Here is a 19,614-nt window from a genome sequence, read left to right on the forward strand (position 1 = left end):
CTCTACCTTAAAGGGAATGCTGCAGCGCAGCAATAGGCAATAGGTGTTACAAGGGGGCCTCAGGTGACAACTACGCCTTGATGCGTTTGAGAAGAAACGCGGAGCGCCAGGGACAGGCGCTTCAGTCGATGCCAGTATTAAATACTCACCAAAAGAGGATCAGTCGAACAGACATGCTACTCAACTCTGTGACTGCAAGGGTGCGGATGTAAGGTCATTGTGCGCTTCGCTGACCTGCTCCAGCAATCTCAGGAATGCCGCTTTGCCTTCATCATCCAGCGGCTCAACAATGCGTTCCTGGACACGGGCGACCGCCGGCTCGACATCGTCGAGCATCTTTTCTCCCGCCAGTGTGAGCCGCAAGAGCTTTACGCGACGATCCGTGGGGCTCGCCTCCCGCGTTATCCAACCCTTTGCCTCAAGGCGATCCAGCACACCGCCAATCGTTGCGCGATCGAAAGCAATGAGGCCAGACAACCGGGTGGCGTCGAGATCCTTGTGACTACGAACAGCCAGTAGCGCGGCATACTGTATCGACGTCAGGTCGTAAGCTGCGCACTCCTGGGCAAAAATCGCTGTGCTAATCTGGTGGGCCCGGCGAATGAGATGACCCGGCATGGTGTAAAGTGTTTTCATACGGCAAACCATAAGCCCATTGCCCGTCCCGAGGGAAGATGCGGGCCCCGCGCCAGATCGGCAATCATCTCTGCCGCAGCATGAAGCCGTCAAAGAACGCAGCCAGTTCGGTGTGTGCGTCGATTGGCAGAATATTCGCCACGTACTGATCGGGGCGAACGACGACCACGCAACCTTGCTCACGATTGACGCCGCGCATGTCAAAAATGTCGCTACCATTCCGAAGGTCGGCGCAGTAGATCTTTTCATAGTCTCGCAGACCATAGCACCCCTTTTTTGGGAGCAGGAGCGGTGGCGCGGCTTCAAGATCCAACAGACGATGATCCTGCTGGAAGACCGCTCTGAAATCGATCACCGCGTCTACGTCCGCATCAGGTGCGGTATGGCGAAGTATGGGCGAGCAAGGCGATTGGGCGAGGAACGCACAGAGCTTCTCAACGGCGGAGTTCGGTTCCCGCGGGTCTTCCGCGTCCGAAAAGACAATGATGCGCCAGCGGCCGTCCGCCTTGAATTCATGACCTAGATGGAGAGGTCTGGCATCCGCGAGCCGCACGACCGGCGCCGAATGGAGGCGCATACCGATGGTGAAACCTGGTGCCAGGTGCTGGTGGTCGGGCCGGGCGGAAATCACCGATGGATTGTATTGCGTCGCTGTTCCCGCCGTGAAGCGGCCCTGCTTAACGAAGTAGTTCTGGAATTCCACCGGATCGACGCCATCGCCGCCCTTGTCCGCCGAACTCTTTGGGCGCGCGCTGAACATTTTTGCGAACTCGCGGTCGAAATCGATCAATTCTTTGGCGATCGCCTGGCGCTCGGTCGAATAGGTGTGCAGGAGGTCCGGTGGTGACCGCCCCTCAAGAACAGCCGCCAGCTTCCAGCCCAGGTTGAACGTGTCCTGCATGGAAACATTCATGCCCTGCCCCGCCTTCGGGCTGTGCGTATGGCAGGCATCCCCTGCGATAAACACGTTGGGAGCAAGGCCCCCGCCTTGTTCGGGAGCGATATCGTCAAATCTGCCGCAAATCCGCTGGCCGATCTCGTAGACCGACCACCAGGCAATCTCTTTCACCTCCAGCGTGTATGGGCGAAGAATTCGCTTGGCTGCCTCCACGAGCTGATCGGAGGTGATGTTGCGACTGGAAACCCGCTCGTCCTCCCGCAGCTTGTCCAGTTCGATGTAGAAGCGAACCAGGTAGCCGCCTTCGCGTGGAATGATGAGAATACTGCCTTCATCGGCTGAATGGATCGCCGTCTTCAGGCGTATGTCGGGAAAATCGCTGACTGCCAGCACATCCATCACGCCCCACGCCTGATTGGCAGAATCACCCTCAAGGCTGAGGCCAAGCGATTTTCGCACCACACTACGCGCGCCATCGCAACCGACGACATAGCGTGCCTTTACCGTCTCGACCTGGCCTTCGTGTTCCTGATCGATGCGCTCAAGCTTCACGGTCACTGGATGACCCTGGGTTGCGGACCGATCTATCTCGATTTCGAGCAATCGGCGCGAATAGTCGGGCCGCATCCTGGCACTCGAATTGCGCATGACCTCCAAATAGAAATCATGCACCCGCGCCTGATTGAGAATCACATGCGGGAACTCGGACAGGCCCTCCTCGGTATCCCTGATGCGTCCGCCACGAGTTATCTTTTCCCTTTGACCGTCAGCTGGCTTCCAGAAAGTCGTTTCATTGACCCAGTAAGCCTCGTTCATCACGCGGTCGACAAAACCAAAGGCGTTGAACATTTCCATCGTGCGACAGGCAATGCCATCGGCCTGCCCAAGAAGGAGCGGGCCACCTTTCTGCTCGACAATTCGGGTCTTGATACCGGGAAAGGCCGCCAGTTGCGCCGCAAGCGTCAGACCGGCCGGACCACAGCCGATGATCAGGACATCGACTTCGCCGGGAAGCGCCGACGTATCGAAGGCATTTTCCCGGCATCCGATCGGCTCGAGGACTGCCGGATCCCCGGCGCGAAAGCCATTGAGATGAAATTGCATGATACCGTGTCCTCCATCTTCGCACGGAAAGCCTCGCCGCATCAAAAGGCGCACTGGGTCATTTGCCCGATGGCCTCGCCACACTTATAGTGTACACATATATTCAGTATACTGTCAATTTTGAATGCAAGCGATCGCTCGCCAGTTTTTGCTCTGCCCTGCCCGGACTTACGGAATAGAAATGTGAACCGCAGGGAAACGAATGTCAGGCAGACCTTGGCTGCGACCTGACACGAGCAAGCCTCTCACAAGATGCTACAAGTCCTTGATGCACTCGTGATCACGAGATAACGTATACATCACCGAAAACATTCCTGAAGTCTCATGTCCTCGAATTCCGACCGGGTAGACGTTGCCCATCGCACTCTCCGACAGGCCATTATCGAACAGGCGCTGAAAGCCGGCACCAAGTTGCCGGAGGACGAGATTGGCAGACACTTCGCAATGAGCAGAACGCTGGTTCGTGCCGTGCTGGCAAAACTGCAGGCTCAAGGGCTCGTCGACACCTACCACAAGCGAACCGCCACGGTGGCGCAGCCAAGCCTCGATGAGGCGCGTGATGCGTTTGCTGTTCGCCGCGCACTTGAACGGGAGGTGATGAAGGCGGTGATTGCGCGCTGGAGTCCGGCAATCGAAAAGATCCTGTGCGATCACGTGCGGGAAGAAGAGGCTGCCCATGCCAAGGGAGATGTGCGCCTCTCGACGAGACTGGCCGGCGAATTTCACCTCAAGCTTGCGGAACTCTCAGGCAATGCCCTGCTCGAACGATATCTGTCCGAACTCGTATCCCGCTGTTCGCTGATCCTTGCCATGTACAGCCGACCGCACTCAAGCGAGTGCGCCATTAGTGAACATTCCGGACTGATCGGCGCGCTCAAGAAAGGGGATATCCGTGCGGCTGAGGATTTGATGGACGACCACTTGTCATCGGTGGAGAGCAGGGCCCTATTCGAGGACGACACCGCGGCGGAGCTCGATCTCGGCTCGATCCTGTCGCGTTTCTCCGCCCGCGCCAGCGCGTAGGCTGCCGCTTTTTCAATCATGTATACATGATTATGCAATTTGCGTAGACACCAATCGGTGGTCGCGATGCATCGGCATCCGTTGTCGCACGCAGGTTTCCTTGAACGAATCCATATATCTAGCCTCAGGATAGCCTTCACCGGCCCTTCTCGATACAATCTGGCACCATTGTTGCATACATGATTTTCATAATCATGTAGCCAAGATTGCTCCTATGCCACACACGATATCGACACATACGGAACACCGCCTTGAACTGCGCAGCATTCGCAAGGCCTATCCGGCTGTCGTCGCCAATGACGGCATCGATCTCAGCGTCCGCCCGGGCGAAATCCATGCCGTCGTCGGCGAAAACGGCGCCGGGAAATCGACGCTGATGAAGATTATCTACGGCATGGTCCGCCCCGATTCCGGCGACGTGCTGTGGGATGGACGTGAGGTATCGATCGCCTCGCCAGCCGACGCCCAGAAGCTCGGAATCGGCATGGTGTTCCAACATTTCGCACTGTTCGACACACTGACTGTGGCGGAAAACATCGCGCTCGCGCTGCCGGGCAGGCCCGGCATCGAAACGCTATCGAAGAGGATTTCCGAGGTCGCCACCCGCTACGGACTGCCGGTGGAGCCAGGACGCTACATCTACACCATGTCGGTCGGAGAGCGGCAGCGCGTGGAGATCACCCGGGCGCTGCTGCAGAATCCGCGCCTCCTCATCCTCGACGAGCCGACGTCGGTTTTGACACCACAAGCGGTGGAGACGCTATTCGTCACGCTCCGGCAGATCGCGGCCGAAGGCTGCAGCATTCTTTATATCAGCCACAAGCTGAACGAGATCAGGGATCTCTGCCAAAGGGCAACGATCCTGCGCGGTGGCCGCGTCACCGGCACCTGCGACCCGAGGCAGGAAAGCCCCGCCTCGATGGCCCGGATGATGATCGGCGCTGATTTGCCGGGCTTTCGCCGGCGCGCCGGCACAATAGCAGGCAAGAAGCGTTTTGACGTCTCCGGCCTGACGCTTGCCACCGACGATCCCTTCGGAACGGCGCTTACCAATATTTCGTTTTCGGTTCGCGGCGGCGAAATCCTCGGCATTGCTGGCGTCTCGGGCAATGGCCAGCAGGAGTTGCTGGCGGCGCTCTCGGGCGAGGCACCCCTCTCCGAGGCTGACGTAATCACCATCGACGGCAAGCCGGCCGCAGATCTCAATCCCGCCAAGCGCCGCCGCCTCGGCCTTTGCTCGGTTCCGGAGGACCGACTGAAGCAAGGCTCGGTTCCGTCGCTGCCGCTCTCCGAAAACGTGCTCCTGACAGCCAATCGCGATGGCACCGTGCAGGCCGGACTGATCCGTTTCGATCGCGTCGCAGCCTTTGCCGAGCGTTGCATCAAGGCCTTCGACGTACGCACACCGGGACCAAAGGCTGCGGCCGGCAGCCTGTCCGGCGGCAATCTCCAGAAGTTCATCATCGGCCGGGAAATTTTGCAGGAACCCGGCGTGCTGGTCGTCTCGCAGCCGACCTGGGGCGTCGATGTTGGCGCAGCACTCGTCATCCGCCAGGCCTTGCTCGACCTTCGCGACCGGGGCGTGGCGATTGTCGTCATATCCGAGGAGCTCGATGAGCTCTTCGAGCTTGCCGACTGCATCGCCGTTTTATCGGGCGGTCGGCTCACAGAGGCTGAGCCGATAGCCGAAGCAAGCCGCGACGCAATCGGCATCGCCATGTCGGGTCATCCATCCCGCGAACTGGCGCGCGACCGCACGAACGAGGAGCTTGCCCATGCGCTTTGAGCCGCGCCCAAACCCTTCGAAAATCATGGTGCTGATGTCACCTGTCATCGCGATCGCGCTAACATCGCTTGTTGCCATGGTAATCTTCGCGTCCGCGGGTCTGAACCCCTTCGAAGCTCTCCTTACCTTCCTGACTGCGCCTTTGGCCGACCTCTATGGCCTCGGCGAACTGCTGATCAAGGCGGCGCCACTGGTGCTGATCGGCATCGGACTCGCCATAGGCTTCAGGGCAGGCATCTGGAACGTCGGCGCCGAGGGACAGTTGACGGTCGGCGTCATCTTTTCCGGCTACATAGCCCTGAAATATGGACCGGGGGACGGCATGTGGGTTCTGCCGGTCATGGTCCTGGCAGGCGCCATAGGCGGGATGGCCTGGGCAGCGATTCCCGCCTGCTTGCGGGTGGCATTCAATGCCAGCGAAATCCTCGTCAGCCTGATGTTGAACTATGTCGCCGCCCTCTGGCTTTCCTGGTTGATCTTCGGGCTCTGGCGCGACCCAGCCGGCTTCAATTTTCCGCAATCGGAACCGTTGGCACCGGCAGCGCTTTTCCCGACCCTGATCGAGGACACGCGTGCAAACATAAGTGTTCTCTTCGCGCTCGCAGCGATCTTTGCCGGCTGGCTGTTCATGAGCCGTAGCTTCGCAGGCTTCCAACTCAAGGTGACGGGTCTTTCCGAGGGGGCGGCGCGATATGCCGGCTTCGGCGTCAGGCGTGCAGTCTGGATTGGCATGCTAGCCAGCGGCGCTGCGGCGGGGATTGCCGGCGTCGGCGAGATTGCGGGCCCACTCGCCCAGATATTCCCGACCGCCTCCCCTGGGTACGGTTATGCGGCGATCATCGTCGCCTTCCTCGGCCGCCTCAATCCGATTGGCATCCTGTTTTCGGGCCTGTTGATGGCACTTCTCTATCTCGCCGGTGACCTCGCACAGATGTCGCTCGGCATGCCGTCCTCGATCACCGGCCTGCTGCAGAGCACTATGCTCTTTTTCCTGCTCACGACTGATGTCTTCATCCAATACCGCATCCGCTTCCAGTCCTCGAACCGGCAGGGAGCCTCCGCATGATAGACCAGGCCCTCCCCATCATCGTCGCAACACTGGTTGCCGGCACGCCCCTGATCTATGCCGCGCTCGGGGAACTCGTCGCCGAACGCTCCGGCGTTCTCAACATGGGCGTCGAAGGCATGATGGTCGTCGGTGCGGTGACCGCATTCGTCGTCATGATGGTAACGGGCAGCCTCTGGCTCGCCGTAGTTGCGTCCATGCTGGCGGCCATGCTTCTGGCGCTGATGTTCGCCGTGCTGGCCGTGAGCTTCCGCGCCAATCAGATCGCGATCGGGCTTGCCCTGACGATCTTCGGAACCAGCCTCGCTTCCTTCATCGGAAAACCCTATATCGGCATGGCAATCGTGATGGAGCCCTCTTCGGCCTCGATGCTCGCTGCCAGGATCCCATTTTTGGGCATCGTGCTCAGCCAGCTTCATCCGCTGACCTGGCTGTCATGGGCATTCTTCGCAGGTGTCTGGTATTTTCTCAATCGCAGCCGGACGGGGCTGATCCTGCGGGCCGTTGGCGAATCCCCGACATCAGCCCACGCGCTCGGTTATCCGGTCAATACAATCCGTTATCTCGCAACCCTTTTCGGTGGGGCCAGCGCCGGCATTGCGGGCGCTTATGTGTCGATTGTCTACACCTCGCTCTGGACCGAGGGCCTGATTGCCGGGCGTGGCTGGATCGCGGTCGCACTCGTTGTCTTTGCCACCTGGCGGCCGGGCCGCTGTTTCATGGGCGCATACCTGTTTGGCGGGGCCACCATCGCTCAGCTCTTCGCCCAGAGCGCTGGCATCGGCTTGCCGTCCGAGCTGATGTCCGCCCTCCCCTACCTCGTCACCATCGTCGTGCTGGTGCTGATCTCACGCAATGCCGCGCTGATGCGTCTCAACGTCCCCGCTTCCCTCGGCAAACCATTCGCTGCAGAGGGCTGAGCCTGCCTGACCAACCACCCGAACAACAATAGAGGGAACCGACATGACCACATTTTCCAGACGCGACTTCCTCAGGACCAGTGCGGCCGGCGCGCTCGCGCTCGGCGCCGGCACGAGGCCCCTGTTTGCGGAAGAGGAGCCGCTTAAGGTCGGTGTTATCCATATGGGCGCAATCTCCGACACGGGCTGGGAATATTTCCAGGCCAACGCCTGGAAATCGCTTGAGAAGGAGTTCGGCGACAAGGTTAAGGTGACGGTGCTCGAAAACATCGCTCAGGTCCAGGATTGCGAGCGGCTGTTCCGCCAGCTTTCCGCCCAGGGCAACAAGCTGATCTTTGGCACAACGTTCTCGCAGTATGCTTCGCTGAAGAAGCTCGCACCGACGCTACCCAAATCGCATTTCGAATGCTGCGCTGGTATCGAAGCCGGCAACAATCTCGGCGTGTTTGAAGCCCGTCACTATGAAGGCACCTATCTTACCGGAATCGCGGCTGGTCGGATGACCAAAACCAATGTTCTTGGCTGGGTAGGCGCTTTCCCCGTGCCACAGGTCATCTATAGCCTCAACGCCTTCCTGCTAGGGGCCCGTTCGGTCAATCCCGACGTCACGCTGAAAGTGGTCTGGGCCAATGCCTGGGTCGATCCGGGCAAGGAAAAAGATGCCGTGGCCGCCTTGATCGCACAGGGCGCTGACGTGCTTTCCGGCAGCCCGAATACACCCGTCCAGGGCCTAGCGGCTGAGGAAAAGGGCGTCTGGTCGATCGGTTCGACCGGCGATTTCTCGGCCTATGTGAAGAAGAAGCAGCTGGTCTCATTCGAACTCGACTGGAGTGCTGCCCATATCAACGCTGCCAAGGGCGTCATGGCTGGCAGCTGGAAACCGGAAAGCCGCTGGCTCGGCCTTGGGCCGGGCGGCTATGTCAAGATGACGACGAGCAATCCGGACCTGCCAGAGCCGGTCGCCGCCGAAATGAAGGCCGCAGAGGCCGCGATTGTCAGTGGCAAGCTGAAGCCGTTTTCTGGCGAGATCAAGGACCAGAATGGCAATGTAAAGGTTGCCAAGGGTCAGGAACTGGCCGATGCCGATATCAAGGGCATGACCTGGCTGATCGAAGGCGTGCAGGGAACCTTGCCGCAGAACTGATCGTCGCTCGACGATCGATTGACAGGCCTCCTCCCCGATCCCGTCGGGGAGGAGCATTGTTGATGACGACACAAGAAGACATCAAGGGAGATCCCGGTGACCAAAACACTCTTTACAAACGCCAAGCTGGCCGACGGCACGCTCAACGACATCCTGGTCTCCGACGGCCGCATTTCTGCCATCACTACGGCTGGCTCGAGCTCCGGCGCTACACCAACCGTCGATATTGCCGGTGCGCTTCTCGTCCCGAGCTTCGTCGAGGGCCACATCCACCTGGACACCAGCTTCTACGGCGACAAATGGATCCCGCATAAGCCATGTACCAACGGCTTTAACGTTCATGAGCGCGTCGCATTCCAGGCCGAGAACCTCGCGACCGCTGCACCTATGGACGAACGCGCCCGCAACCAGCTCGACCTCTGCATTTCAAACGGCGCTCTTCAAATGCGCAGCCATGTCATGGTCGATGGATCGGTTGGGCTCAAATCACTCGAAACCATCCTGGCCGTCCGCGATGAATACAAGGACATCATCGACATTCAGCTCGTGGCCTTCCCGCAGAACGGTATCCTCAAGAGCCCCAGCACGCCTGACCTGATGGACGAGGCGATTGGCATGGGGGCCGATCTGGTTGGCGGGCTCGATCCGTTGTCCTTCGATCGTGATATCAAGGGCCATCTCGACGTGGTGTTCGGAATTGCCGAAAGGCGCGGCGTCGATGTCGATATCCATCTCCATGATGCCGGCACGATGGGCGCGATGACGATCGAGGAGATCTGCGCGCGCACCGTGGCACTCGGCATGCAAGGTCATGTCGCGGTCAGCCACGCCTACGGGCTTGGCGATCTCGGGCTCGATGCCGCCAAGAAGATCGCCACCGTCATTGCAGAAAGCGGCGTCTCGATCATGACCAATGCACCCGGAAATCACAATTTCCCACCGGTCGCATTGCTGCGGGCCGCCGGGGTCAATGTCTTTTCAGGCAATGACAATATCCGCGATTCGTGGTGGCCCTTCGGCGACGGCGACATGCTCCGCCGAGCCGAAATCATCGCCTATCGCTCCGGCTTCTATACCGATCCCGAGCTTTGTGCCGCCTTCGATGTGGTAACGACAGCGGGCGCCAAGGCGCTCAATCTTCAAGGCTATGGCATAGCAGTTGGCGCCAAGGCCGATTTCGTGACACTCGCCGCCGAACATGTACCGGAGGCGGTCGTTGCCGTCCCCAAACCACGGCGCGTCTTCAAGCAGGGCCGGCTCGTGGCCGAAAACGGTGTAGTGGTCCGCTGATGCAATTTGCGAGCAGGCAGACCAGAACGGCCGGCGCGAAATCGCGTTATGGCATCGTGACAACACCGCACTGGCTGGCAAGCGAAGCCGGTGCCAGAGTGCTGGCACGCGGTGGCAATGCGATCGAGGCGCTGGTAGCAGCGGGAGCCGCGCTCTCGGTCGTCTACCCGCATTTCTGTGGTCTCGGTGGAGACGCGGTCTGGATGGTCGCCAACGAGACCGGCGATGCGCGGACGTTCCTCGGTATTGGCCAGGCGGCTGCGGATGCCGCGCCCAGCCAGCCGATTCCGCTTCGCGGCCCCGCCTCAACCTTGACGACAGCCGGCCTGGTCGACAGCTGGGACAAGGTACTCACCTATTCGGCGACTGCATGGGGTGGTACCGAGGGCCTGTCGGCGTTGCTGGACGATGCCATCGCCTTGGCCGGGAACGGCTATGTCGTGAGCGCTTCGCAGACTTTCTGGTTCGACTTCCGCGCCGAGGAATCCGCGATGTGGCCGGGTTTTCGCGATCTCTTCAGGCGCGACGGTATCCAGTGCCAGCCGGCTCTGGCAAGGAGTCTTGAAGCAATCGCCAGGAACGGCCCACGCGAATTCTACGAGGGGGAGCTAGGCAACAGCATTGCTCTTGGTCTTGGCGCAGCTGGTTCGCCACTCACCACTGCTGATCTTGCCGCGACGTGCACTCAGATCGTTGAGCCCGTGCGGCTACCCTACGGTGAAACGGTTCTTTTGGCGCCGCCACCCCCCACCCAGGGCTTGACCACACTCGGCATCATGGGTGTGCTCGCTCATCTGTCGCCGGCGGACAAGGCAGTTGGTAGCGCCTCCTATTACCACCTGTTGGTCGAGGCGGTAAAACAGGCCTTTATCGACCGGCATCTGATTGCTGACCCGAATTTCAGCGACGATGTCTCAGCCGCGCTCCTTGATCCCGATCGCCTTGCCAGCAAGGCCGCAGCAATTGACCCGACCCGTGCCACCGCCTGGCCGCATCCCTATCGGCAAGGCGACACGTCACTTCTGGCCGCGGTTGACTCCATGGGCCGGGCAGCCTCGATGCTTCAAAGCATATATTTCGATTGGGGCAGCGGCGTCGTTGCCGGGAATACCGGCATTCTCTGGCAAAACCGGGGCGCCGCCTTCAGCATTGATACCGTCAGCCCAAACCGCTACCAGCCCGGAAAGCGACCATTCTATACCCTCAATCCTGGCTTGGCGCTCAAGGACGGCCGCCCGCATCTGGTCTATGGTACACAAGGTGCCGATGGTCAGCCGCAGACACTGGCACTGCTCCTTAGCCTCCTTATCGACCATGGCCTTGATCCCCTGGCGGCCCTCTCGAGACCACGCTTCCTGCTTGGTCGTACCTTTTCCGATAGCCGCGACAACCTGAAGATCGAGGAGGATATCGGCGGGAAGGCGATCGCCGAACTTGCCTCGATGGGCCACGAGGTCGCGCCCATCACCCCACTTAGTCCTCTCGGCGGTCAGGCAGGCATCATCCGCATCGATGGTCGCGGCCAGTTGGAGGCAGCGCACGACCCTCGAAGCGACGGCGGAGCAATCGGCCTATGAGTGCTGTGAGCGATACTCCGCTTGACCTTCTCATCCGTAATGTCCGGGTGGAAGGGTATGGTGTACTCGTCGATATCGCCGTGCGTGGCAACCAAGTCATCGCAATCGAGCCCGGGTTTCGGTGCGAGGCCGTGGAGGACTTCGACGGCGACGGCGCGTTTGCGTTTGGTGGTTTCGTCGACACGCATGTCCATCTGGACAAGGCCTGCATCCTCGATCGCTGTTCGATCTGTGAGGGCACTCTTGCTGAAGCCGTGCGCGAAACCGCCGGCGCCAAGGTAAGCTTCACCGAGACAGATGTTTATGATCGCGCCGTCCAGGTCGTCGAAAAAGCGATCTCACACGGCACAGTGCGGATGCGAACCTTTGTCGAGGTCGACCCGCGCGCCGGCTTCCGCTCATTTGAGGCACTCAAGCGCATCAGGACGGAATACGCTTTCGCAATGGATATTGAAATCTGCGCGTTCGCGCAGGACGGCATTACCAACGAGCCCCAGTCCCTGGTCATGCTCGACCGAGCACTTGCCGAGGGTGCCGATCTCGTTGGCGGCTGTCCTTACACCGATCCCGATCCCGTCAGGCATGTTGACCTGATCTTCGAGCTCGCGGTCAGGCACGGCGTCGCAATCGATTTCCATCTCGACTTCCATCTCGATCCCGGCAATTCCGATTTGCCAGCGGTTATAGAGGCCACCGAGCGTCATGGCTGGCAGGGACGCGTTGCAATCGGCCACGTCACTAACCTTTCGGCCATGCCACTCACAGATGTCATTGATATCGCCGACAAGCTTGCCGCAGCGGGCATCGCGCTCACCGTGCTCCCGGCAACAGACCTTTTCCTCACTGGACGCACGCATGACCGGCTGGTGCCTCGCGGCGTCGCACCGGCACATGTCATCGCCAAGCGTGGCGTCGTAACCTCGATTGCTACCAACAATGTGATGAACCCATTCACACCCTTTGGCGACGCCTCGCTGATACGGATGGCCAACCTCTATGCCAATGTCGCGCAGCTTTCGCGAAACGATGACGTGCAGTCGGTCTTTGAAATGGTGGGGCGGTCAGCAGCGCGCCAGCTCGGCGCTCCCTATGGCCTCGCGGTCGGCAGTGAAGCGACCATCGTGCTTCTCGATACAGTCGGCCCTGTGGCGGCCGTGCGAGAAGTCGGGCGCGTCCTCGCCGGCTGGAAGAATGGCCACATGAGTTTCAACAACGGTCGAACTGATATCCGCAGATGTACGTCCGTCCGAAACCAGGTACGATATCGGCCATGAAACCGGTTGGTCCCTTGTGGGGGCTCTAGTCTGGGTACGAGGCTCCAGATCAGATCAAGGGTTGGAGGACCCTGTTTCAGCGCAGAAGTGCCAGCCATTGAACGACAAGAAAATTGACGCTATGTGCTCGGGCAGTGGAGCGCCACCCCTCCCAGTCGGTTGACGCTCATCGACGATGAAAATCGCCTGTCGCCTGCTCAGGCCTGACCAGATCACGATCGCATTGTGTAGGACTGGATCGTCGTAATCTTGGATCGGGCTGAATTTCAGATCCGCAGCCAACCAACTTCAGGCCTTCTGCCGACCATAGAGCAAAAGCATGCCTATGATCACTACGCCATAGATTAGCTGGCGACCGGCCTCTTCAATTTGCATTACAGAGAGGATCGACTGCAACAGGGTAATCAGGATAACGCCTGCCACGGTACCAAGGTAGGTCCCTTTCCCACCAAGCACGTGGGTTCCACCAAGCACAACCGCTGCGATTGACGGAAGAAGATAGGCGTCTCCCATCGACTGCGAAGCCTTTGACGCATAACCGGCCAGCAAGACCCCACCAAGCGCGCTGAGCGAACCCGAAATAACAAAGGCGATCATAGTAATTCGCCGCGTGTCGATACCGGACATGTAGGCCGCCCGCTCCCGGTTTCCAATCGCATAGAGCGACCGCCCGAAGGTGGTTCTGGTCAGGAGGAAGACCGCAAGGATGCCAACCGAAAGCCATACCAGAACGCCGTTGGGAACGGTGGGTATGATGTAGCCAGTCGCAAGAAATCGCATCGCTCTGGAGGCAGAGTCCTGTGGAGAGAACCCGCCAGTATAGACAACCATCAAGCCCTGCACGACGGCGTTGGTCGCAAGGGTGATGATCATGGAAGGAATGCGCAGGTAGGCGACGGCTAGTCCGTTCACCATTCCAATCGCTGCACCGCAGGCAATTCCGAAGGGAATTGCAAGAAACGATCCTCCTGCACCATAAGCAGTCGCAGCGCAGGCCATCATCGCGCCGGCGGTCACTGTCCACGGAACCGACAGATCAATCTGCCCAAGCAGGATAACCATCATCATCCCCGTCGCGATCACACCGAGGAAAGAGGCGACCTTCAACTGTTGCAGGAGATAGTCGGGCGAGAGGAAGTTCGAAGAATAGATCGAGCCACCAAGCAGCAAGAGCAGGATGCAACCGAAGGCGATCGCAACGGCGGGATCTCTTCCCCGCATACGAAGAGGGACGATTGAATGCCGCATGCCGAATGCATCCTCGCTCATTGGAACCATTCCAGTCGATTTCGTACACGGGCCAGTCCAATCGAACCAATGCCGATCGCCAGCATCAACACGATGCCCTGGAACAGGGGCTGCCAAAGTGGATCGAGATCGAACACGAAAAGTAGGTCGCCGATGGTGCGGAAGGCAAGCGCCCCGAACACGGCGCCGATAGCACTGCCCTTGCCCCCCGCCAAAGACACGCCTCCGAGGACAACTGCAGCAATGGAGTAGAGCGTGTAGGCGTTGCCGCTCGCAAACGCCGCCTCGCCGGTATAGGAAAAGAAGGTCAGATAAAGTCCGCCCATAGCCGACAAAAGCCCAGCAAGGGCGTAGGCCAGAAGCTTCGCCCGCTTGAGCGGCATACCAGACATGTAGGCAGCATTCTCAGCCGAGCCCGCCGCATAGGCCGCACGCCCATAGACCGACCGGCTGAACGGAACCCAGACGATCAATATCGTGGCAGCAAGCACGACAAGGCTGGTGGGCAACACCCCGAACATCTTGGAAGTAAAGACGTCCGCGAGGGTCTCGTTGACAGAGCCGCCCGGTGTTGGTCGCAACAGTAGCGCAAGCCCGAAAAAGATGGCACTGGTGGCGATGGTCGTCACAATCGGCTGCAGTCTGCCGAAGATGATGATCAGGCCGTTCAAGGTGCCGCAGGCAAGACCTGCCGCCAGCACGGCGACGATGCCTATGCCCGTCTGCAGCGGCGTACCCACAACCAGCCAGGAAGCGAGACAGTTGCACAGCACGAGGACCATCCCGGCAGAAAGGTCTATGCCTGCCGTGATGACCACGAGACATTGCGCCATTGCGACGAAGGCGAGCAGGGTTGCCTTGTTGGATGCTGTTTGCACGACATTCGGTGTGAAGCCCGCCGGGTGGTTGGAAACATAGATGACGAACATCACCACAAATAGGGTCGCGGCGAGAAGCGTCCCCCTGTGAAGCTCGTACCGGAATCGCCATTCGCCGACCGTTCCTGTGCTCACTGTGTTGGCCTCCGCTCCACCTGTCTGGCAGCAATGTTCAGCGCACTGCCGATCAGCTCGCGTTCATTGATGTGGTCACCTTCAAGCATGCGAGCGATCCTGCCGTCGTACATGACGAGTACTCGATCACAGCAACCAATCAGTTCGTCGTAGTCTGTCGAATAAAAGATGATCGCCGCACCATCGTCTGCAAGCTTTCGCAACAGTTGGTAGATCTCCTGCTTGGTCCCGACGTCGATGCCGCGTGTGGGATCGTTCAACAGAATGATCCGCGGTCGGTTCATCAGCCATTTGGCAATGACGACCTTTTGCTGGTTTCCACCGGACAGATTGCTCACCGGCATGTCGATGTTCGCCGCCTTGATGGCGAGGAGCTTCAAGAGTTCGTCAACGCGAGCTGCCTCCTCACTGCGATCGATGATGCCTTTGCGCGAAACACTGCCGAGTGCCGCTATCGAAAGGTTCTCCCGCACGGTCATCGGCAGCATCAGACCCTCGGTCTTTCGATCCTCCGGGATGAGTGCGATGGAGGTTGCCCGCGACTTCGCCTCCTTTGGACTGGCCAGGCGCACGCCGTGTCCATCGATGCGCACCTCCCCCCTGACGTCACGAAGCACGCCGAAAAGCGCCAGCAGGAGCTCACGCTGGCCCTGCCCGTCCAGGCCGCCCACACCTACAATTTCGCCCGGGCGTGCATCGAATGTAATGTCGGTCAAACGATCCCCCCAACATAGGCCAGAGCAGGAAAGGACGGGTTGTCGCGAAGGGTCGACGCCCGGCTTGGCAGGAAACACACTTTTGTATTCCCGACCGATCATCAGTTCCACGACCTGCTGATCAGTCTTTGTACCAGCTTTATAGGATTCGATGCTGCGACCATTCCGGAACACGGTACAGTCGTCGGCAAGCTCTGCAATTTCATGCATTCGATGCGAAATGTAGACAAGCGCCAACCCCTCCGATCGTAGTCGCTTCAAAACATTGAAGACCTTTTCGACATCAGACTTGCTCAAGGCAGAGGTAGCCTCATCAAGGATCATCAGCCGGGGGCTGCGGGCAAGAGCCTTGACAATCTCGACCATTTGCCTTCGGGAAAGCGGGAGGTCCTTGACCAACGATGACGGATGAATGTCGAGGGCACCTGCGCGTGAAAGGGCTTCTTCGGCGATCCTTCTCTGGGCGCGCCTGTCGATCATGCCGAAACGCTTGGGCGGATTACTGATGACGATGTTGTCGGCGACCGAAAGGTCGGGAATAAGCGACAACTCCTGAAACACCGAAACGATTCCGGTCGCATTCGCCATCGCAGGCGACGAGAAGGATACCGCCTTGCCGTCCAGAAGCATTCGGCCGTCGTCTGGTACCGTCACCCCGGCCATGATTTTGATCAGCGTTGATTTTCCAGCGCCGTTCTCGCCAAGCACGGCATGGATCGCGCCCGGTCGGATTGCAATATCAGCTTCGTTGAGGGCTATGACACCGCCGTAGCGTTTCGATATGCCTTCCATGCGCAACAGCGGTTCTGACAAGATCACGCGCCCCCTCCCATCGGGTGCACTTCACCTCTGACTGCGAGCACGAATGCCCGCAGTCAATCTCATGAGCACTGGCTGCTATTGGTTTTCCTTGGTCTGCCCCATGATTTCCTGCGCCGTGAAATTGATGCCGCAAGTGGGGAAGGAGTTGCCGACGAAGAAGTTGTCAGACTGATCAGGGTAAAAATCCTGATCCTTCTTGAAATCGGGATGCGACACAAGTGCCGTCGGCAGCTTGACGGCCTGCGGGACAACCTGGCCCTCAAGGGCTGCGATAGCGGTCTTTATCGCCACAGCCACCTGGGCAGGCCCTGTCCCGGCTGACGAGCAAACCAGCCCGTCACCCGAATGAGCGGCGCAAAGCTTGCGGAAGCCGTTTTCGGTCTCACCACCGAATGGCACGAAGGGGTGTTTCGCGTCGATCATCGCCTGAACGACACCGGTGTCGCCACCCTGGGCGGTGATTCCGTCAAAAGGTCCGTTTGTCGCGATGGCATCTGCGGTCGCCTTCTGGGCGACGCCGTCATCCCATTTGCCGACGACCTCGGTTACCTCGAACTTCTTGCCAGAGGCTTCAAGTGTTTCCTTGATGCCGTTATGACGGTCAGTATCAACGGAGGTGCCGGCGACACCCCTGACTTCCAGGATCTTGCCACCGTTCGGCAGGTGCTTGACAAGCCACTCGGCCCAGGTGACCCCAAGGCCCTTCTGATCGACGTTGACGTTGATCGCGTCCTTTGTATCCAGCGTGTTGTCGAAGGCGACGAGTACGACACCAGCCTCCTTGGCTCGCTTGATAACTGGGCCGAAGGCTGTCGGGTTCTGGGCATTGACGACGATCGCATCATAGCCGGCATCGATGAAGTTATTGATTGCCGAAATCTGTGCCGGAACGTCCTCGCCGGTTGAGACAACCTTGAATTCCTTCAGCTTTGCCTTGACGTCGGGTTGGGCTGCATAGGCTTTCGCAGTCTGGACCATTTGGATGCGCCATGTATTGGCAATATAGCCATTGGCGAGCGCAATACGGTAAGGCCCTTCCTTTTTCGGATACTGCAGAAACTGTGTATCGGAAGCCCAAGGCGTCATGCAGCCTGGATCTGCTGCCGGTCCGCTCACGACCTTTGGTTCCGCATATGCAGCGCCGCATAACAGCGCAAGGATTGGTGCGGAAACTGCTGCAACGCGCGCAGAATTCGCTTTCACATCTCTAAGCATGGATGTTCTCCTCCGCAGGCGGACGTGGCCGCCCTCCTCTATTTTCAACCTCCAGTATTTTCATTGGCATGTCTGGTCCGAAAGGGCTCCACCCCATCCTTTACGGAACGAACGAAACGTTAACACACATGACAGCGCTGTCAAATTCTATTTGATAGCGCTGTCAATTGTAGAGTATCACTTTCTTCTGCTTGATTGTCCGTCCCGCTAAGCTTTCTGTATTGGGGCAATGCTTTGATGCGCCGAATAACTCTCGAGGACGTTGCGAGCCTGGCGGGTGTTAGCCCGATCACGGTTTCGCGCGTGCTCCGCAAGCCGGCCACGGTTTCGGAAGCCTTGCGGCTGCGCGTTACTGAGGCCGTCGAAAAGTTGGGCTACGTGCCGAATGTGGCGGCGAGCCGGCTGGCCTCCTCGCGCACCCACACGATCGGGGTGATCGTGCCGACTCTCTATAACGTAATCTTTGCGGAGTACCTTTTTGCGCTGCACGAAGTTTTAATCGCCGCAGGCTTCCAGGTCATCGTCGTGAACAGCCGATACTCGGAAGTGGAGGAGGAGAACGCGATCAAGGCTCTCCTTGGTCAGCGGGTGGAAGCGATCATCATTGCGGGCATCCACCACACCGCTCTTTCGCGTCAGCTCCTGGTCCAGGCGAGACTTCCGGTCGTCCAGACCTTCGAATTGTCCGAGGATCCAATAGACCTAAACATCGGCATGTCACAGGAGCATGCGGGCCATATTGCGACCCGCCATCTCATCGACCGCGGGTTCCGACGAATTGCGTTCCTGACAGGCAATCTCGACCATCGCGCCCAGTCACGCTTCGACGGGTATCACAGTGCGATGCAGGAATTTGGCCTGAAAAGTCTCGAAATGATAGCGCATCGACCGCGCCACAGTTCGGTGGCGCTCGGGTCCGAGCTCTTTGGTGAGATGCATGAACGTGGCGACCTACCCGAGGCGATTTTCTGTACGGACGACAACCTGGCGCTCGGCGCAATGCAGGAGTGCAGGAAGCGACGCATCCGCGTGCCGGACGATATTTCGATTATCGGTTTTCACGACCTAGAATTCTCAGCGTGCGCGGCACCGTCCCTCTCGTCAATCGCCACCCGGCGCTACGAAACCGGCAGGCTAGCTGCCGAGAAGGTCCTTTTGGCGCTCGATGCATCGACAAGGTCCGGCATCGAGCAGATCGATATGGGGTTCTCGCTCGTCGTGCGTGAAAGCACATCCAGCGAAGCTGGGATTGGCGAACTGCAATAGCTATCCAAGGGCCGCGCAGAGAGGCGATGCTCGAACCCTGGGGGTGCCGGAGGCCGATGTCGGCAAGCGGACCGGATGTGCCGGCGGGTCAGTTTCGGTCTTGTCAAATGGTATCCCCAGTCAACCAGCGCCTGCTTCAGAAGGGCAGTTCGATCGATCCTCCACAACTACGATTAACTTTAGCCATCACGTATACGCTCTGATAAATCGAACCATGCTACAACCCAGAGAGGTTACTCAGGGGCGCAATATGAAGTTTCCAGCGGTTGTAGGGTTATGCTCGATAGCGGCATTCTTGGGAGCGGGCGGCTATACCGTGCTACCGGATGCCGTGACTGGTCCAATTGCTACTTCATTTGGCTCGCCGTCACAGCCGATGATCATTGACAACGGAGTGATCGTCCAACGAGGATCGACCTGCAATATCAAGGGTAACGTCAGCATCAATTCGGGCGAGCGCATTTATCACGTTCCAGGCCAGTACTACTACGCGGCCACGAAGATATCGCCACAGTACGGCGAACGCTGGTTCTGCTCCGAAGCAGAAGCGCGGGCGGCGGGCTGGCGCAAGGCAGGGTACTGAAGCATTCCCTTAGATCGGCGATCATATGCCTGG

General features: G+C 59.1%; 16 protein-coding genes. 10 read left to right on the forward strand and 6 right to left on the reverse strand.

All coding sequences use genetic code 11. The features are described 5' to 3' along the window. Nucleotides 1-180: 180 nt before the first annotated feature. Entirely contained in the window at nt 181-636 is a 456-nt protein-coding gene (locus JNB88_RS22995; RefSeq protein ID WP_037135595.1) for a MarR family winged helix-turn-helix transcriptional regulator, read from the reverse strand. A 64-nt stretch (nt 637-700) separates the two neighbouring features. Further along, entirely contained in the window at nt 701-2,638 is a 1,938-nt protein-coding gene (locus JNB88_RS23000) for an FAD-binding monooxygenase (RefSeq protein ID WP_220357445.1), read from the reverse strand. A gap of 324 nt (nt 2,639-2,962) precedes the next feature. Here JNB88_RS23000 and JNB88_RS23005 point away from each other — a divergent pair, with 324 nt between their 5' ends. From JNB88_RS23005 to JNB88_RS23040, 8 genes are all read left to right on the forward strand, one after another. Further along, nucleotides 2,963-3,661: a GntR family transcriptional regulator gene (locus JNB88_RS23005; protein ID WP_037135527.1), complete on the forward strand. Its 699-nt coding sequence runs from the start codon at nt 2,963-2,965 to the stop codon at nt 3,659-3,661. A gap of 214 nt (nt 3,662-3,875) precedes the next feature. Beyond that, nucleotides 3,876-5,447: an ABC transporter ATP-binding protein gene (locus tag JNB88_RS23010; protein ID WP_220357446.1), complete on the forward strand. Its 1,572-nt coding sequence runs from the start codon at nt 3,876-3,878 to the stop codon at nt 5,445-5,447. Beyond that, nucleotides 5,437-6,513: an ABC transporter permease gene (locus tag JNB88_RS23015; protein WP_220357447.1), complete on the forward strand. Its 1,077-nt coding sequence runs from the start codon at nt 5,437-5,439 to the stop codon at nt 6,511-6,513. The genes JNB88_RS23010 and JNB88_RS23015 overlap by 11 nt, the downstream gene beginning before the upstream one ends. Beyond that, the gene (locus JNB88_RS23020; RefSeq protein WP_220357448.1) at nt 6,510-7,433 is read left to right on the forward strand and encodes an ABC transporter permease; all 924 of its coding nucleotides are present in this window, start codon (nt 6,510-6,512) and stop codon (nt 7,431-7,433) included. The genes JNB88_RS23015 and JNB88_RS23020 overlap by 4 nt, the downstream gene beginning before the upstream one ends. A gap of 43 nt (nt 7,434-7,476) precedes the next feature. Continuing rightward, nucleotides 7,477-8,577: a BMP family ABC transporter substrate-binding protein gene (locus JNB88_RS23025; protein ID WP_220357449.1), complete on the forward strand. Its 1,101-nt coding sequence runs from the start codon at nt 7,477-7,479 to the stop codon at nt 8,575-8,577. A gap of 96 nt (nt 8,578-8,673) precedes the next feature. Next, entirely contained in the window at nt 8,674-9,867 is a 1,194-nt protein-coding gene (locus JNB88_RS23030; RefSeq protein ID WP_420832211.1) for an amidohydrolase family protein, read from the forward strand. Further along, a complete protein-coding gene (locus JNB88_RS23035) occupies nt 9,867-11,444 on the forward strand; it encodes a gamma-glutamyltransferase family protein (RefSeq protein ID WP_220357450.1) in 1,578 nt (525 codons plus the stop codon). The genes JNB88_RS23030 and JNB88_RS23035 overlap by 1 nt, the downstream gene beginning before the upstream one ends. Then, complete coding sequence (locus JNB88_RS23040; protein ID WP_051977089.1) at nt 11,441-12,718, forward strand: amidohydrolase family protein; 1,278 nt, start codon at nt 11,441-11,443, stop codon at nt 12,716-12,718. Before JNB88_RS23035 ends, JNB88_RS23040 begins: the two co-directional genes overlap by 4 nt. A gap of 288 nt (nt 12,719-13,006) precedes the next feature. Here JNB88_RS23040 and JNB88_RS23045 read toward each other — a convergent pair whose 3' ends face one another. The 4 genes from JNB88_RS23045 to JNB88_RS23060 all read right to left on the reverse strand — a co-directional run bounded on the left by JNB88_RS23045 (nt 13,007) and on the right by JNB88_RS23060 (nt 17,732). Next, nucleotides 13,007-13,987, reverse strand: coding sequence for an ABC transporter permease (locus JNB88_RS23045; RefSeq protein WP_220357451.1), 981 nt, complete (start codon nt 13,985-13,987; stop codon nt 13,007-13,009). After that, nucleotides 13,984-14,979 carry an ABC transporter permease subunit gene (locus JNB88_RS23050; protein ID WP_037135518.1) on the reverse strand — a complete coding sequence of 332 codons (996 nt, stop codon included), beginning with the start codon at nt 14,977-14,979 and terminating at the stop codon, nt 13,984-13,986. Before JNB88_RS23050 ends, JNB88_RS23045 begins: the two co-directional genes overlap by 4 nt. Continuing rightward, complete coding sequence (locus JNB88_RS23055) at nt 14,976-16,487, reverse strand: sugar ABC transporter ATP-binding protein (RefSeq protein ID WP_222858112.1); 1,512 nt, start codon at nt 16,485-16,487, stop codon at nt 14,976-14,978. The genes JNB88_RS23050 and JNB88_RS23055 overlap by 4 nt, the downstream gene beginning before the upstream one ends. A gap of 105 nt (nt 16,488-16,592) precedes the next feature. Next, the gene (locus JNB88_RS23060) at nt 16,593-17,732 is read right to left on the reverse strand and encodes a sugar ABC transporter substrate-binding protein (RefSeq protein ID WP_037135514.1); all 1,140 of its coding nucleotides are present in this window, start codon (nt 17,730-17,732) and stop codon (nt 16,593-16,595) included. A 237-nt stretch (nt 17,733-17,969) separates the two neighbouring features. Here JNB88_RS23060 and JNB88_RS23065 point away from each other — a divergent pair, with 237 nt between their 5' ends. Together JNB88_RS23065 and JNB88_RS23070 are read left to right on the forward strand one after the other, a co-directional pair. Beyond that, entirely contained in the window at nt 17,970-18,998 is a 1,029-nt protein-coding gene (locus tag JNB88_RS23065) for a LacI family DNA-binding transcriptional regulator (protein ID WP_220357453.1), read from the forward strand. A gap of 250 nt (nt 18,999-19,248) precedes the next feature. After that, nucleotides 19,249-19,581, forward strand: a complete 333-nt coding sequence (locus tag JNB88_RS23070) for a sunset domain-containing protein (protein WP_220357454.1) — start codon at nt 19,249-19,251, stop codon at nt 19,579-19,581. Nucleotides 19,582-19,614: the final 33 nt, after the last annotated feature.

Origin of the sequence: Rhizobium cauense, assembly GCF_019511525.1 — a bacterium.
Lineage (GTDB): Bacteria > Pseudomonadota > Alphaproteobacteria > Rhizobiales > Rhizobiaceae > Rhizobium > Rhizobium cauense.

Coding starts and splice junctions, on each gene's coding strand:
- JNB88_RS23055 (WP_222858112.1), bottom strand. CDS start 16,487: ATGGAAGGCATATCGAAACGCTACGGCGGTGTCATAGCCCTCAACGAA.
- JNB88_RS22995 (WP_037135595.1), bottom strand. CDS start 636: ATGAAAACACTTTACACCATGCCGGGTCATCTCATTCGCCGGGCCCAC.
- JNB88_RS23015 (WP_220357447.1), top strand. CDS start 5,437: ATGCGCTTTGAGCCGCGCCCAAACCCTTCGAAAATCATGGTGCTGATG.
- JNB88_RS23040 (WP_051977089.1), top strand. CDS start 11,441: ATGAGTGCTGTGAGCGATACTCCGCTTGACCTTCTCATCCGTAATGTC.
- JNB88_RS23065 (WP_220357453.1), top strand. CDS start 17,970: ATGCGCCGAATAACTCTCGAGGACGTTGCGAGCCTGGCGGGTGTTAGC.
- JNB88_RS23035 (WP_220357450.1), top strand. CDS start 9,867: ATGCAATTTGCGAGCAGGCAGACCAGAACGGCCGGCGCGAAATCGCGT.
- JNB88_RS23070 (WP_220357454.1), top strand. CDS start 19,249: ATGAAGTTTCCAGCGGTTGTAGGGTTATGCTCGATAGCGGCATTCTTG.
- JNB88_RS23060 (WP_037135514.1), bottom strand. CDS start 17,732: ATGCTTAGAGATGTGAAAGCGAATTCTGCGCGCGTTGCAGCAGTTTCC.
- JNB88_RS23005 (WP_037135527.1), top strand. CDS start 2,963: ATGTCCTCGAATTCCGACCGGGTAGACGTTGCCCATCGCACTCTCCGA.
- JNB88_RS23000 (WP_220357445.1), bottom strand. CDS start 2,638: ATGCAATTTCATCTCAATGGCTTTCGCGCCGGGGATCCGGCAGTCCTC.
- JNB88_RS23020 (WP_220357448.1), top strand. CDS start 6,510: ATGATAGACCAGGCCCTCCCCATCATCGTCGCAACACTGGTTGCCGGC.
- JNB88_RS23025 (WP_220357449.1), top strand. CDS start 7,477: ATGACCACATTTTCCAGACGCGACTTCCTCAGGACCAGTGCGGCCGGC.
- JNB88_RS23045 (WP_220357451.1), bottom strand. CDS start 13,987: ATGAGCGAGGATGCATTCGGCATGCGGCATTCAATCGTCCCTCTTCGT.
- JNB88_RS23010 (WP_220357446.1), top strand. CDS start 3,876: ATGCCACACACGATATCGACACATACGGAACACCGCCTTGAACTGCGC.